This window comes from Plantactinospora sp. BC1, assembly GCF_003030345.1.
GTDB lineage: Bacteria > Actinomycetota > Actinomycetes > Mycobacteriales > Micromonosporaceae > Plantactinospora.
On record NZ_CP028158.1, the window covers coordinates 1,561,730 to 1,576,209 of the forward strand.

Consider the following 14,480-nt stretch of genomic DNA (forward strand, 5'->3'; position numbering starts at 1 on the left):
TGGTGGGTCGCCGGAACTGGCTCCGGACCCGGGTACCCCCCGCCGCGTCAGCGTCGCTGCGCCACCGCGGCGCGGGCGGCCGGCGTCAGTACGTCTCCAATCCGGTTCGCCAGTTCTGTCATCTCGTAGGAGACCTTGCCGACGTCGCAGGTGGGCGCCGCGAGCACGAGCAGCGAGGCACCGTCGTTGAACGCCATCGAGAACATGAAGCCGCCCTCGAGCTGGGTGACGTTGGAGATCACTGCACCCGCCTCGAAGAAGCCCGCCGCGCCCCGGAGCAGGCTGACCAGGCCGCTGCCGGTGGCCGCGAGCTGGTCGGCCCGGTCCGGCGGCAGGTTGCGGGTGGACGCCACCATCAGGCCGTCGCTGGAGATGGCGATCGCGTGGCTGACCTCCGGGGCCCGCTCGACGAAACTGTCCAGCATCCAGCCGAGATCTCGTTGGTTCACGTAGTACTCCCTGTCGCGTCGCTTGTCGCCGAGGCGTTCACCAGCTTGGGACGGCGGGCGGCCACGCCCCGGGCGTAGGCGGCCATCGCGTTGGCCACCTCGGCCGGGTCGCGGTGCTCCGAGACCGGCTGCTGTTCCGGTGGCGGGGCGACGCCGCCCGGCACGAGGTGCCGCTGCGGCTGACGGATCGGGAGCCCGGACGGAGTGGTCCCGGAGATGTCCGGGTTGACCAGCTCGGTGGCCGCCCGCCACCCGTCGTCACCCCGGGTCTGCCAGCCCGTCGCGGCGTAGCCACCGTTGGATCCGTCGGTCCCGTTGGACGCACCGACCGGCGGGCCGGCCGGAACGGGACTGCTCGGCACCGGGGTTCCCGCGCCGTTGCCGGTGGCGGCCCCGGCCGGCGGGCTCGACCGGTCGGTACGGAACCAGTTGTTGACCTGCTCGAAGATGACGAGTTCCTGGGTCGGGTCGTCACCCCGGTCCGTCCGCTGGGCCGCCGGCCGGAAGACCGACGTGGCCGGCAGGGCCCGCTCCGCGACCGGTCGCCGGGCCGGATCGTTCGGGCCGACCGTGGACGAGGCGGCCGGCACGGCGGTACCGCGCACCCGGCCCTCCGGCATCGTCGAGAGCCGGCCGGGCGCCAGCAACTGGGTCTCCGGCGGTACCGGCCGGATCAGCGTCGCCGGCAACGAGATCTCGGCGATGGTGCCGAGCTTGGGGCCGGGCCGCAGTTCGACCGTCACCCCCAGCCGGCCGGCGAGTTGGCCGACCACGACCAGACCCATTGCCCGGACCGCCGCCACGTCGGTGGCCGGTGGCCGGGCCAGCAGGTCGTTGAGCTGTGCCAGCCGTTGCAGCGAGAGCCCCACACCCTCGTCGCTGACCTGCACGATGACCCGGTCGCCGAGGCTGCGCGCGGTCACCCACGCCTCGGTCTCCGGCGGCGAGTACGTGGTCGCGTTGTCCATCAGCTCGGCGAGCAGGTGCACCACCTCGTCGACCTTGTCGGCCGCGACCGCCACGTCCGGGTCGACGACGCCGATCCGGACCCGGGTGTAGTGCTCGATCTGGGACAGCGCCGCCTGGACGACCTTCTGCATCGGTACGTCCTCGTGGCGTACCCGCCCGACGCCCACACCGCCGAGCACCAGGAGGCTGGCGTTGATCCGTCCCATCCGGGTCGCCAGGCTGTCCAGGGTGTAGAGCTGCTGCAACCGCTCCGGGTCGGTCTCGTCCTGCTCGACCTTGTCCACCTGGGCGAGTACCGCGTCCACCAGGCGCTGCTCGCGGCGGCTGAGGTGGACGAAGATGTCGGCGGTGTTGGCCCGCATGACCGCCTGCTCGGCGGCGGTCCGGACGGCGGCCTGGTGCACGGCGGTGAACGCCTGGCCCACCTCGCCGATCTCGTCCCCGCTGGTGGCCTCCAGTGTGGAGGCGGACGCCCGGGCCAGGGCCTCCGGGTGGATGCCGGCACTGTCGAGGCTGCGCAGTTCGGCGACCATCGCCGGCAGCTCGGTGTACGCGACGGAGTGCGCCGCGTCCCGCAGCCGCCGCAGCCGTCGGGTGATCTGCCGGGCGACCGCCCAGGTGACCAGTACGGTCAGCAGCAGCGCGACCGCCATCGCGGCGCCCTCGGCGACGGCCCGCCAGCGTTGCTCGACCCGGGCGGCGTCCACATCGGCCAGTACGGCGGCGTCGACCCGCTGCTGCACCTCGAAGAGCCGGGCGGCCCAGCCCTGGGTGGCCCCGATCCAGGCGTTGGTGCCGACCTCCAGCGGGGCGCCGATCTCGGCCCGGGAGACCTGGTCCTGGAGGCGTTGCAGGGTGAGCGCCTCCTTGCCGCTGCCGGCCTGTTCCCACCAGACCTGCCACTGGCCGGGCGCGAGGCCGAGGAAGGCCAGGCTGGATTCGGTGAAGCCGGTCCGGGCGGCGGTGATGTCCTGCTGCATCGCCGGGGTGAGCTGGCCGGCGGCGATGGCCCGCAGCACGGCCACCTGTTGCTGACCGAGCGCCTCCGCGGTCTTCGACAGCGCGGCGGCGGCCCGGATCCCGTCCGCGACCTCGGCGGAGACGACACCCTGGGCGATCGACTCCCGGTAGGCGAGCAGGTCGGCGATGATGATCCGGTAGCTGAACGTGGTGGCGGAGACGGCCGCGTGCGCGGCGGTACGCACCTGGGTACGCAGCGGCGGCAGGTCGGCCAGCGCGTTGTCGATCCGGGCCAGCACGACGCCCGGTCCGGTGGCCGGCTCGGGGGCGAGCGCGCGTTGGCGCTGGTAGCGCGCGACGATCTCGTCGGTGTCGGCGGCCTGCCGGGCGTAGGTGTCCTGCTGGCGGGGCGTGGCGGCGGTGAGCAGGTCGGCCGCGGCCGCCCGTTCCCGCTGGAGTTGATAGGCCAGCCGACCGGCCTCGGCGCCGAGTTGGGCCAGTACGCCGAGGTCGCTGGCCTGGTTGGCCTGCCGGGCGCTGTCTGCCAGCGCGAGTCCGGCGAACCCGACGACCGCCACTAACGGCGCGGCCACGATGATGCGCATCCGAGAGGCGATCTTCCAGCCGCGTCGGGGTACGGGCTGGGGTCGGGCCGCGTGGGATCGGGTGGTCGAGGCCAAGACTGACTCCCACGGCTCGTCATCGAGGAGATCTGCATCTTGCAGTTAGCAAGTCCCATTGCGCCGGACCGGCGAGGCGGACAACAGGGTTATCCGTGGTACAAACAGCTCGTACCACTATCTGTACCCGCCGATGAACAGGCAGTTACCTATGCAGGCAGCGGTACCCGCCGGGCCTCGCCGGAACCCCCGCCGACCGCTGCCGCCGCTGTGCCGTGACTCAGCGAACCCCCGGGTCGGGAGGGGTTCAGTGCCGGCGGCGCAGCGCGCCGACCCGACCGCGCCGGTGTGACTCGACGAAGGGCCGGCGGGGCTCGCCGGCCGCCGGCCGCCGCGACTCGGCCGCCGGCTGCCGGGACGCCTCCGCCGACGGCGGCTCCGCCGAGGGGCCGGCGTCGTCGCCGTGCAGCCGGTGTACCTGCGCCGCGAGGCGGTCCGCCTCCTCGGAGAGCCGGTCCGCCTCCACCGGCGGCCGCTCGGAGCCGGCCGGGAAGTGCACCCGCAACATCTGGTCGATCAGGTCCCGCAGCTCGTCGATCGCGTCCACCACGGACTGTCGCTCCCCGACGGCGGTCACGGGATCGGCTCCGGTCCCGTCCGGACCGCCGGCCGCGCCACCGCGCGGCCCGCGCCGCCCGTCCGCGGCGATCTGTTCGACCGCCACCCGGGGCCAGAGCGCGGTGAGCAGACCCCCGGTCCCGAGTACGTCGTCACAGCGCACGGCCAGCTCCTGGCTGCCGTACCGGCGACCCGCCTCGACCGCCGCCACCGTCTCCCGGCTGAACCGCACGCGGTCGGCGAGGGCGCGCTGGGTCAACCCCTTGCGGGTACGCCAGCGGCGCAGTTCGCGCTGGAACTGTCGGGTGGCCATCGATTCCGCGGTACCTGACGACGCAGCGTCCATTTGCTCACCTTCGTTGGTCAGCGATCCGATCAGTCGCACCAGGTCATGAGACGCCGGGACAGATCATGACCCGGCATTTGCCGGGGCCAATTCTTACCGTCGCAGCGACGGGTGTGAAGGCTTACGCGCCACCTATCGTTGACGGTAAGTGAAAAACCTCGCACGCCGATCTACTTGACGGTACGAAAATGATCTCGGAAGGAACCCGGGCTCGCCGGTTGCCCGGATTCACCCCTTCCGCCGCGAACGCGAATGGCGACACTCGGCATTGATCGGTCGGCGATCGGAGACGTCGGCGGCCCGTCGACATGACGACGTCGATCGATCCCTCGCCGTTCATTGACGGACCGTGATCCGGGCGGGCGGGCCTCGACCCGACGGCCGAACGCACCGCTGCACGCCGGGCCGGACGCACCGCTCCACGCGAGCCGGAGCCGCCGTCGGGCGCCGGTCGGGATCGGCCCGGCCGGTCAGTGGCGGAATCGGCCGGTCGGCACGGGATCGGGCTAGGCGGCGTAGCCGGCGAAGGTCTCCGGCGGATCCTCGGTCCGTTCGCCGGGCGCACCGGCGATATCGACGACCGCGGGCAGCATCCGGTGTGCACGGAACGCGACATTGGGCTTGTAGCTACTCACGTGACCCGGCACCAGACGCAGCCCGGGAATTGCCTCCGCGAGCCGCACGAGTGCGATCCGGGCCTCCAGACGGGCGAGTGCCGCCCCGATGCAGAAATGCGGACCGTAACCGAAGGAGAGATGATCCTTGACGTCGTCCCGGTCCGGATCGAACCGATCCGGACCGGTGAACGTCGCCGGGTCGCGGTTCGCGGCGCCGACGAGGAGCAGGCACCGTTGCCCGGCGGGGATGGTGACGCCGCCGATGGTGACCGGTCGCAGGGTGACCCGCAGCCAGCCGTCGATGGCCGGACCGAACCGGAGCGCCTCCTCCAGGAAGGCCGGCACGGAGGCCGGGTCGTCCGCGATCCGCTGCCAGCGGCCGGGCGTCGACAGCGCCTGTTCCAGGCCGTGGGCGAGGAGTCCGGCGGTGGTCTCGTGGCCGGCGACCAGAAGGTTGAAGGCCATGCTGGCGACCTCGGCGACGGTAAGGATCTCGTCGTCGCCGTCGCGGTAGCGCAGCGCCCGGGAGACGAAGTCGTCGCCGTCCAGGTCACCCCGGGCCCGCTGGTCGACCAGGTCCTGGCAGTAGTGCCAGAAGTCGAGCAGCGCCTGGGCCAGGCGTACCTGCTCGGCGGGGTCGGGCTGGCCCCAGACGAGGGCGATCTGTCCGTCGGCCCACTGCCGGATCCGGGCGGTGTCCCGGTCGGGCACGCCGAGGATGTCCAGCACCACCAGCAGGGGCAGCAGGGCGGTGAACTCTCCGACCAGGTCGACCACCTCGCCCCGGCGGGCGGCGACGGCCTCGACGAGTTCGTCGACCCGGCGCCGCACGATCGGCCCGTACTGGGCGGCGACCCGGGGACCGGTGTTGGCGAAGGTGGCCCGCAACGCCCGCCGGGTGCGGGTGTGCACCGGAGAGTCGGCCGCGGCCGTGGTCGGCGGCGCGTCGAGCCGCATCACGATCGCCAGCGCCTCGGGACACATCTCGTACACCGGCGCCAGGGTGAGCGCGTTGCCGAAACTGTCCGCGTCGCCGAACGCCTGCCGGACGTGCTCGTGCCGGCTGAGCACCCACATGCCGAGATCCTCGGCGTAGTGCACGCTCTCCGGACGGTCCAGCAGATCCCGCCACACCGTGGCCGGGTCGGTCAGATAGCTACCAGCGAACGGGCTGAGTTCCATGGCCGCCTCCTGGCCCACGCTCGGCGCGCTGTCGTAGGGATCCGATGGCGATCCGATGGCAATAGTGCACCCATCGGGAATCAGTTGCCCCGAAACTCCCGACGACATCTGGGAATCTCACGATGCGCTGTGGCAGACGGTAAGTCAAGGTATTCGTTTGTGCCATTGTATTGGCGCCGCCCCGGCGCACCGGGACGGCGCGGCGGAGGGCGCGCCGGCCCGGGGAGTGCAAGTTGCCGCCTGCACCTTGCCGGCTGGTCACACCGGCTGGTCGGACGTCACCCGCAGTTACCGGATCCCGGGCGAGCCGGGTCGCGAGACCCTCTCGGGACCGCCGGCCCTCCGGCCGGTACACCGTCCTGAAAGGACCGGATAATTGTGGCGCAAACAGTGCAGGCTGAGCGTTGGTTTGGGTAGATCGACGCCAATACCAATCAGCCCCGGAGGCGCACCCGTGACGTTCTGCGGAAACGCGTCGGTTCCCAAGTGGTCGCCGCACGGTCGCCGGGCCTCCCGGGACCATCGGGGCGGGCCGGGGCCTTGACATAAGTCGATCAAGGGACTGGTCTGTAACCACTCACCTCGACAACCCGTCAGGAGGTCCACGTTGGCCAGACAATGGTGGACGGCCACCGCCGCCACGCTGGTCCTGACCGCAGCGGCGCTCGGCAACCCGGGAGCGAGCATGGCCGCGCCCGACTCCGCGCCACCCGCCGCGAGCAGCCCGATCACCCTCGCCGCCGACGAGACCGCCCTGGTCCGCGTCCAGCTCCGCGACGAGGCACAGTTCCGGCAACTCCTCGCCGAGGGTGCCGACATCGCCAACCGGCCCCGGCAACGCGACGGTCAACTCCTCGCCGACCTGGTGCTCACCGGCCGGCAACTCACGGCGCTCACCTCGGCCGGCGCCGTCGCCCGGCAGGTGGTGCAGCGCGACGGCGACGCCGCCCGGCACTACACCGAGAGCATCCAGGCCGCGCAGGCGCGCAGCGCCGCCGGACGTGGCGCCCCGGCGGACCGGCGGGGAGTCGCCGTCGCCGCCGTCGACACCCTGCACTTCCTCCAGGCGTACTGGTGGACCAGTGGGGGGCGGACCTTCGTGCAGACCCAGGTGGCGACCACCGCCGCCGAGGACCCGGACGTGGAGATCACCGTCAACTGGCGTACCGCCGACGGCACCACCGGCAGCTTCCCGCTGGTCCGCTTCGCCGACGCCGGCGAATACCAGTACCACTACGCGCAGCCGCAACGGATTCCGGCCCGCCCGACCCAGGTCACCGCGACCTCCAGTCTCGGCGGGACCGCCCGGCCGACCACGCCGGCCAGGTGGCCGAACGCGACCCCGCCGGCCCTGCCCGAGGGCTACCAGTCCGACTTCATCGACGCGTACGTCACGCCGGTGGACGTACAGGCCCGGATCAAGCGGCTGGCCCGGCAGTACCGGAACCTGGTCGACGTCATCGACCTGCCGAACAAGACCCAGGGCTACCGGCGTACCGCCGCCGGTTACCTCGGCGACCCGGCCGCCGCCGCGATCGTGGTCGAGTCGGTGAAGTTCGGCGACCAGAAGATGAACGGCGTGCAGGTCCGCACCGTCGACCCCGGCCGGGCGAACCGCCCACTGTCGGCTACTTACCGTGACCGGGTGCTGACCATCTCGTTGGCCACCGACGCCGCCGGTAAGACCATCAGCACCACCGACCAGGTGGCGGCGTTCGTCTCCGCGCGGTACCCGCAGCACTTCTCGGCCTTCGTGGAGAACGGCTCCGCCGGGCTGCCGATGCCGGTCGCCGGCCCGGTACGCCTGGACGACGGCCTGGCCGGCGCCGAGGTGCCGAAGAAGCCGTGGACGGTACAGGCGCTGCGGATCGGCGTACACCGGGACGGCTCCCGGATCGGAGTGCTGGCGTACTCGCAGGAGCACGCCCGGGAGTGGGCGACCCCGCTGGTCACCCTGGAGTTCGCCGAGCGGCTGCTGGCCAACGCCAACACCGACCCGGCGACCCGGGAGCTGCTGGAGGCGGTCGACGTCTTCGTGATCCCGACGGTCAACCCGGACGGCGCGAACTACTCGTTCCACGACGCCAACTTCCAGCGCAAGAACCTGGTCAACCACTGCACCGGGGCACAGCGGGACCCGGCCAACCGGGACTCCTGGGGCGTGGACGTCAACCGGAACTACACGGTCGGCTCGCTCTTCGACGGCTACGCCGGGGCCAGCACCAACTGCCTCTCCGGCTCGTACGCCGGCACCGGCGAACTCTCCGAGCCGGAGAGCCGCAACGTGATCGACCTGGCCAAGGCGCACCCGAACATAAAGTTCGCGATGAACGTGCACAGCTACGGCGGGTACTTCATGTGGCCGCCGGGGGCGTACCAGGCCGAGGGGCGGATCCCGCTGCCCCGCCCGTCGATCGACGAGTCGAAGATGTTCCTGGACAGCGCCCGGCGGATCGTCTCGGCGATCGCCAGCGTGCGGGAGACCGTCACCTGGCCGTCCCAGACCGGTCCGGTCGCCGACGTGCTCTATTCGGCGGCCGGCAACTCCGCCGACCAGCTCTACTACGAGCTGGGCATCTTCGCCTGGGACTTCGAGGTCGGCAACGACATCTGGAACGAGGCGACCGGCGAGTGGGAGGCGGTCGGCTTCCAGCCGCCGTTCGCCGAGGCGCACGCCGAGTCGCAGGAGTACGCCAGCGGCCTGGTCGAGCTGCTCCGGGTGGCCCGGGACTACGCCGCCCAGCAGGAGGAGCAGGACCGCTCCTGACCGATCGAGCCGGGCCCCCTCTCCGTCGCCGCCGCGCCGGCAGGGGGCCCGGCCCGGTCCGGGGTCGACCCGTGTGAGGATGATCCACATGCGGGCGGTGGTGTTCGAGGAGTTCGGCGGGCGACCGGAGCTGCGTACCGTGCCGGACCCGGTGCCGAGCCCGGACGGCGTGGTCGTCCAGGTCGGCGCGACCGGGCTGTGCCGCAGCGACTGGCACGGCTGGCGGGGACACGACCCGGACATCCGGCTGCCGCACGTGCCGGGGCACGAGTTCGCCGGTGTGGTGGCGGCGGTCGGTCCGGCGGTCCGCGGCTGGCGGCCCGGTGACCGGGTCACCGCCCCGTTCGTCTGCGCCTGCGGCACCTGCCCGGCCTGCCTCGCCGGGGACCAGCAGGTCTGCGAGCGGCAGACCCAGCCCGGCTTCACCCACTGGGGCTCGTACGCCGAAATGGTCGCGGTCGAGCAGGCCGACGTCAACCTGGTCCGGCTCCCCGACGAGCTGGGCTTCGCCGGTGCCGCCGCGCTCGGCTGCCGGTTCGGCACCGCGTTCCGGGCGGTGGTCGCGCAGGGCCGGGTGACCGCCGGGGAGTGGGTGGCGGTGCACGGCTGTGGCGGGGTGGGACTCTCCGCGGTGATGATCGCGGTGGCCTGCGGCGCCCGGGTGGTGGCGGTCGACGTCAGCCCGGCCGCGCTGGAGCTGGCCCGCCGCTTCGGCGCCGCCGCCTGCCTGGACGCCGGCACGCTCTCCGGCCCGCAGGCGGTGGCCGAGGCGATCCGCGAACTGACCGGCGGCGGCGCCCACCTCTCGCTGGACGCGCTGGGCAGCGCGCCGACCTGTGCCGGGTCGATCGAGAGCCTGCGACGGCGGGGCCGGCACGTGCAGGTCGGGCTGCTGCCGGCCGCGCACGGGCACCCGGCGGTGCCGATGGACCGGGTCATCGCGTACGAGTTGGAGCTGCGCGGCAGCCACGGGATGGCCGCGCACGCGTACCCGGAACTGCTGGCCCTGGTCGGCGCCGGGGTGCTCCGACCGGCGGAGCTGGTGACCGAGACGATCGGGCTGGCCGAGGCCCCGGCGGCGCTGGCGACGCTGGACCGGCCGCCGGTCGGCGGCATCCGGCTGATCCGGCCGGATCGGGGCTGACCGCCGGACGCTACCGGCGAGTCGGTATCGGCGTTCGTCAAGGCCCTCTCCGGATGCTTTCATTGGTGCCATGGCGAACCCGGTGATCTTGACGGTCGACGACGACCCGGCGGTGTCGCGCGCGGTGGCCCGGGACGTGCGGCGACGCTACGGCGACCGGTACCGGGTGGTCCGCGCCTCCTCCGGCGAGGAGGCGCTGACCGCGCTGCGGGAGATCAAGCTCCGGGGTGACCAGGTGGCGGTGCTGCTCGCCGACTACCGGATGCCGCAGATGAACGGCATCGAGTTCCTCGAAGCCGCGATGGACCTCTTCCCGACCGCCCGCCGGGTGCTGCTGACCGCCTACGCGGACACCAACGCGGCGATCGACGCGATCAACGTCGTCGACCTGGACCACTACCTGCTCAAGCCCTGGCATCCGCCGGAGGAGAAGCTCTATCCGGTGCTGGACAGCCTGCTGGACGCCTGGGCGGCGACCCCGGAGGCCGCCCCGGACGAGGTACGCGTGATCGGCCACCGCTGGTCCGCGCCGTCGTTCGAGATCCGCGACTTCCTCGCCCGCAACCTGGTGCCGTACCGCTGGCTGCTCGCCGACGAGCCGGAGGGCGGGCGGCTGCTGGCCGCCGCCGGAGCCGACCCGGCCGACGTGCCGGTGGTGATCACCGCGGACGGCACCGCGCTGGTGAAGCCGACCGAGGCCGAACTGGCGGACCGGTGCGGGCTCTCCACCACCCCGGCCGCCGACTTCTACGACCTGGTGGTGGTCGGCGCCGGCCCGGCCGGCCTCGGCGCCGCCGTCTACGGCGCCTCCGAGGGGCTGCGCACGGTACTCGTCGAGCGGCAGGCGACCGGCGGCCAGGCCGGGCAGAGCAGCCGGATCGAGAACTACCTCGGCTTCCCCGACGGGGTCTCCGGGTCGCAGCTCGCCGACCGGGCCCGCCGACAGGCGCTGAAGTTCGGCGCCGAGCTGCTGACCGCCCGGGACGTCGTCGGGCTGGAGGCGGCCGGCGCGACCCGGCTGCTCCGGTTCAGCGACGGCTCGTCCATCGCCGCGCACACCGTGGTACTGGCCACCGGGGTCTCCTACCGGCAGCTCACCGCGCCCGGACTGGCCGACCTGACCGGCCGGGGCGTCTTCTACGGCTCGGCGTCGACGGAGGCGCCGAACTGCGCCGGCCAGGACGTCTACATCGTCGGCGGGGCGAACTCGGCCGGGCAGGCGGCGGTCTACTTCGCCCGGCACGCCCGCCGGGTGCACCTGCTGGTACGCGGCCCGGACCTGCGCCGCTCGATGTCGCACTACCTGATCGAGCAGATCGAACGGATCGACAACATCGAGGTGCACCCGCACTCCGAGGTGGTCGGCGGCGAGGGCACCGACCACCTGGAGCAGCTCGTCATCTGCGACAACCGGGTCGGGCAGCGGCGCACCGTGAAGGCCTCCTGGCTCTTCGTCTTCATCGGCGCCGAGCCGCGCACCGACTGGCTGGCCGACGTGGTGGCCCGGGACGCCCGGGGCTACGTGCTGACCGGGCTGGACCTGAGCAGCGACGGCCGGCGGCCGGCCGGCTGGTCGCTCCCCCGCGACCCGTACCCGCTGGAGTCGAGCCTGCCCGGGGTCTTCGCGGCCGGGGACGTCCGGGCCGACTCGATCAAGCGGGTCGCCTCGGCCGTCGGCGAGGGTGCCATGGTGGTCTCACTGGCCCACCAGTACCTGGCGGCGCAGTGAAGCTCCTTCGGGTTGGAGACGTTCCACGAACACGGATCGGGTGACGAGATGACCGGATCGGACGAGCGGCTGCCGATCGAGGAACTGCGTACGCTGTTCCTGTTCGAGTCGCTGGACGAGGAGAAGCTCGACTACATCCACCAGCACGGCCGGGTGCAGCGACTGCCGGCCGGATCCGACGTCTTCGTCGAGGGCGCCGAGGCGAACTGCTTCTTCGTGCTGCTCGACGGCACCGTCTCGCTGATCCGGCTGGTGCAGGGCGACCGGGTCGAGATCACCCGCAGCGACCAGCGCGGCGCGTACGGCGGGGCGACCCAGTCCTACCTGAACGAGCAGCGGGTGCAGACGTACCAGAACGGGATGCGGGCGATCACCGACGTGACGCTCTTCGTACTGCCGGCCGAGGTGATCAGCACCGCGATGCGCCGCTGGTTCCCGATGGCGATGCACCTGCTGGACGGCCTCTTCCTCGGCATGCGGACCACCCAGACCGTGGTCGGCGAACGGGAGCGGCTGCTGGCCCTCGGCTCGCTCTCGGCCGGGCTGACCCACGAGCTGAACAACCCGGCCGCCGCCGCCGTCCGGGCCACCTCGGTGCTCCGGGACCGGGTCGCCGGGATGCGGCACAAGCTGGCGATGATCGCCGACGGCCGGCTGGACGGGGAACGGCTGCAACGCCTGGTCGAACTCCAGGAGGCCGCCGTGAAGCAGGCCGCCACGGCACCGACGCTCTCCCCGCTCCAGACCAGCGACGCCGAGGACGCCCTGGCCGACTGGCTGGACGCGCACGAGGTCACCGGCGGCTGGGACCTCGCCCCGACGCTGACCGCCGGTGGCATCGACGTGGCCTGGCTGGAGCAGGTCGGCACGGCGGTACGCCCCGACGACCTGGAGCCGGCGATCCGGTGGCTGACCTACACCGTCGAGACCGAACTGCTGCTCGGCGAGATAGACGACGCGCTGAGCCGGATCACCGGGCTGGTCGGCGCGGCGAAGCAGTACTCGCAACTGGACCGGGCACCGCACCGGACGGTGGACGTGCACGACCTGCTCGACGCGACGCTGGCGATGTTCAACGCCAAGATCAAGGCTGGTGTCCAGGTCGTCCGCGAGTACGACCGCAGCCTGCCGGCGATCCCGGTCTACGCCGCCGAACTGAACCAGGTCTGGACCAACCTGGTCGACAACGCGCTCTACGCGATCGGCGAGCAGGGCGTGCTGACCGTACGCACCGGGCGGGACGACGACTCGATCGTGGTGGAGATCGTCGACACCGGGCCGGGCATTCCGGCCGAGGTCCGGTCCAGGATCTTCGAGCCGTTCTTCACCACCAAGCCGATCGGCGACGGGACCGGGCTGGGGCTGGACATCTCGTACCGGATCGTGGTCAACAAGCACCACGGGGACATCCGGGTCGACTCCGAGCCGGGGCGTACCACCTTCCGGGTCTGCCTGCCGATCTCCGGACCCGAGCCGGGCGCGGTCGAGGCCGCCCTCTCCTGACCCGCCGCCCTCTCCTGATCGGCCGCTCTGCCGGTCGGAGCGGTCAGCTCGTCGAGCGGAGCCGGCGGCCGGTGCCCTCCGTCCGCATCGCCGCGACCAGGTCCTCGCGGGCCCGAGCGACCCGGGACCGGATGGTGCCGATCGGGCAGTCACAGACCTCGGCCGCCTCGGCGTAGCTCAGCCCGGCCACCTGGGTGGCGACGAACGCCTCCCGGCGGTCCGCCGGCAGGTCCGCGAGGAGCCGGTCGAGTTCCACGGCGCCCTCGAAGCCGGTGCTCCCCCGGGCCAGTTCGGCGTCGGCGGCGAGTTGCCAGTCCGGCAGCGACGCCACGCGGGGTCGTCGCATGGCCGTCCGGACATGGTCGACGCAGGCCCGCCGGGCGATCGAGAGCAGCCACGTCTTCGCGGAGGACCTGGCCGCGAAGCGGGGCAGCGCGCGCATCGCCCGCAGGTAGGTCTCCTGGGCGAGATCCTCCGCCTCACCGGCACCGACCAGGTGGGAGACGAACCGCTGCACGTCGTGCTGGGTCGCCCGGATGAAGGCCGCTGCCGCCGAGCGGTCGCCGGCCTTGGCGGCCAGCGCCAGGCTGGTGATCTCGTCGCTGTCGACTCCGGGGGGAGGCATGCCCCAAAGCTACCCGTACCGGTGCTTGGTTCGAATACCCCCGGTGGGCATCCGATCGCTGCCCGGGGCGATCATGAGGTGCCGGCGGCCCCTCATCCGCCGGTCACGGCAGGGTCGGTGCCGGAATGCTTACCCCCGAGGGAACCGACGGCCGGTCAGGTCCGACTATGAATGTGTGCGGTGCGAAGAGTATCGAGAAGCCCTGTCGGCCCGGCTGGACGGCGAGGAGCACCCGGCCGAGCGGGCCGGGGTGGACCGCCATCTCGCCGCCTGCCCGGAGTGCCGGAGCTGGCTGGAGAGCGCGACGGCGCTGAACAGGCTGGCCAGGACCAGCCTGGTGCCGCCGCCGATGGAGATCGACGAGAGCATCCTGGCCGCCGCTCCCGGGCCGAGCCGGTTCGCCCGGCTGGCCGGTACGCTCCGGATCGCGCTCGGGGTGGTGGGCGTCGCCCAGTTCCTGCTCGGCGCGGCCCAGATCGCCGGCATCGGCTCGGCGGCGCACCCGCACGGACTCCAGGTCGTGTTCGGCGGCGGCCCCGACCACCTGTGGCACGAATCGGCTGCCTGGAACGTCGCGCTCGGGGCCGGATTCGCCTGGATCGCGCTGCGGCGTACCCGGCCGGTGGGTCTGGTACCCACGCTGACCGCGTTCGTCGCCGTGCTGACCCTGCTCTCGGTCAACGACGCGATCGCCGGCCGGGTCGAGCCCAGCCGGATCCTCAGTCACGGCCTGATCCTGGCCGGCTATCTGATCATTCTCGGTCTCTCCCGCCCGACGATCGAGTCGGGTGAGCCGCCGACCCGGCACGAGCGACGCCCCGGGCCGGGCTGGCGGGCGAGGTTCGAGGAGGAGCCGGCACCCGCGCCGCCGCGCCTGCGGCTGGTCCGGACCCAACCCGGCACGGCTCAGGCGCGGACCCACCACCGGGCTGCCTGAGCCCTCCCGACCGT

Annotated in this window: 10 protein-coding genes; 5 read left to right on the forward strand and 5 right to left on the reverse strand. The window is 72.5% G+C overall.

Features of this window, described 5'->3' with window-relative positions; genetic code table 11:
- Positions 1 to 47: 47 nt before the first annotated feature.
- The 4 genes from C6361_RS06620 to C6361_RS06635 all read right to left on the reverse strand — a co-directional run bounded on the left by C6361_RS06620 (position 48) and on the right by C6361_RS06635 (position 5,761).
- Positions 48 to 425: a roadblock/LC7 domain-containing protein gene (locus tag C6361_RS06620; RefSeq protein WP_107256367.1), complete on the reverse strand. Its 378-nt coding sequence runs from the start codon at positions 423 to 425 to the stop codon at positions 48 to 50.
- 20 nt (positions 426 to 445) lie between these two features.
- Positions 446 to 2,983: a nitrate- and nitrite sensing domain-containing protein gene (locus C6361_RS06625; protein ID WP_107267129.1), complete on the reverse strand. Its 2,538-nt coding sequence runs from the start codon at positions 2,981 to 2,983 to the stop codon at positions 446 to 448.
- Positions 2,984 to 3,305: 322 nt separating this feature from the next.
- Positions 3,306 to 3,929 carry a helix-turn-helix transcriptional regulator gene (locus C6361_RS06630; protein ID WP_159079216.1) on the reverse strand — a complete coding sequence of 208 codons (624 nt, stop codon included), beginning with the start codon at positions 3,927 to 3,929 and terminating at the stop codon, positions 3,306 to 3,308.
- Between the two features lie 539 nt (positions 3,930 to 4,468).
- Positions 4,469 to 5,761 (reverse strand): cytochrome P450, encoded by a 1,293-nt coding sequence (locus tag C6361_RS06635; RefSeq protein ID WP_159079217.1) that lies wholly within the window; start codon positions 5,759 to 5,761, stop codon positions 4,469 to 4,471.
- 685 nt (positions 5,762 to 6,446) lie between these two features.
- Here C6361_RS06635 and C6361_RS06640 point away from each other — a divergent pair.
- From C6361_RS06640 to C6361_RS38970, 4 genes are all read left to right on the forward strand, one after another.
- Complete coding sequence (locus C6361_RS06640; protein ID WP_107267131.1) at positions 6,447 to 8,528, forward strand: M14 family zinc carboxypeptidase; 2,082 nt, start codon at positions 6,447 to 6,449, stop codon at positions 8,526 to 8,528.
- An 88-nt stretch (positions 8,529 to 8,616) separates the two neighbouring features.
- Positions 8,617 to 9,672 carry a zinc-dependent alcohol dehydrogenase family protein gene (locus C6361_RS06645; protein ID WP_107267132.1) on the forward strand — a complete coding sequence of 352 codons (1,056 nt, stop codon included), beginning with the start codon at positions 8,617 to 8,619 and terminating at the stop codon, positions 9,670 to 9,672.
- A gap of 70 nt (positions 9,673 to 9,742) precedes the next feature.
- Positions 9,743 to 11,401 (forward strand): FAD-dependent oxidoreductase, encoded by a 1,659-nt coding sequence (locus tag C6361_RS06650; RefSeq protein WP_107267133.1) that lies wholly within the window; start codon positions 9,743 to 9,745, stop codon positions 11,399 to 11,401.
- Between the two features lie 48 nt (positions 11,402 to 11,449).
- The gene (locus C6361_RS38970; RefSeq protein WP_107267134.1) at positions 11,450 to 12,904 is read left to right on the forward strand and encodes an ATP-binding protein; all 1,455 of its coding nucleotides are present in this window, start codon (positions 11,450 to 11,452) and stop codon (positions 12,902 to 12,904) included.
- Positions 12,905 to 12,947: 43 nt separating this feature from the next.
- On the opposite strand, the gene C6361_RS06660 is transcribed toward C6361_RS38970, so the two are convergent.
- Positions 12,948 to 13,529: a sigma-70 family RNA polymerase sigma factor gene (locus C6361_RS06660; RefSeq protein WP_107267135.1), complete on the reverse strand. Its 582-nt coding sequence runs from the start codon at positions 13,527 to 13,529 to the stop codon at positions 12,948 to 12,950.
- A gap of 175 nt (positions 13,530 to 13,704) precedes the next feature.
- Between C6361_RS06660 and C6361_RS06665 the strand changes: the two genes are divergently transcribed.
- Positions 13,705 to 14,466, forward strand: a complete 762-nt coding sequence (locus tag C6361_RS06665) for a zf-HC2 domain-containing protein (protein ID WP_107256385.1) — start codon at positions 13,705 to 13,707, stop codon at positions 14,464 to 14,466.
- Positions 14,467 to 14,480 lie beyond the last annotated feature (14 nt).

Excerpts from the sequence above, each read along its gene's own strand:
- C6361_RS06620 (WP_107256367.1), bottom strand. The coding sequence starts at position 425 with ATGCTGGACAGTTTCGTCGAGCGGGCCCCGGAGGTCAGCCACGCGATC.
- C6361_RS06625 (WP_107267129.1), bottom strand. The coding sequence starts at position 2,983 with ATGCGCATCATCGTGGCCGCGCCGTTAGTGGCGGTCGTCGGGTTCGCC.
- C6361_RS06640 (WP_107267131.1), top strand. The coding sequence starts at position 6,447 with ATGGCCGCGCCCGACTCCGCGCCACCCGCCGCGAGCAGCCCGATCACC.
- C6361_RS38970 (WP_107267134.1), top strand. The coding sequence starts at position 11,450 with ATGACCGGATCGGACGAGCGGCTGCCGATCGAGGAACTGCGTACGCTG.
- C6361_RS06630 (WP_159079216.1), bottom strand. The coding sequence starts at position 3,929 with ATGGCCACCCGACAGTTCCAGCGCGAACTGCGCCGCTGGCGTACCCGC.
- C6361_RS06660 (WP_107267135.1), bottom strand. The coding sequence starts at position 13,529 with ATGCCTCCCCCCGGAGTCGACAGCGACGAGATCACCAGCCTGGCGCTG.
- C6361_RS06635 (WP_159079217.1), bottom strand. The coding sequence starts at position 5,761 with ATGGAACTCAGCCCGTTCGCTGGTAGCTATCTGACCGACCCGGCCACG.
- C6361_RS06650 (WP_107267133.1), top strand. The coding sequence starts at position 9,743 with ATGGCGAACCCGGTGATCTTGACGGTCGACGACGACCCGGCGGTGTCG.
- C6361_RS06645 (WP_107267132.1), top strand. The coding sequence starts at position 8,617 with ATGCGGGCGGTGGTGTTCGAGGAGTTCGGCGGGCGACCGGAGCTGCGT.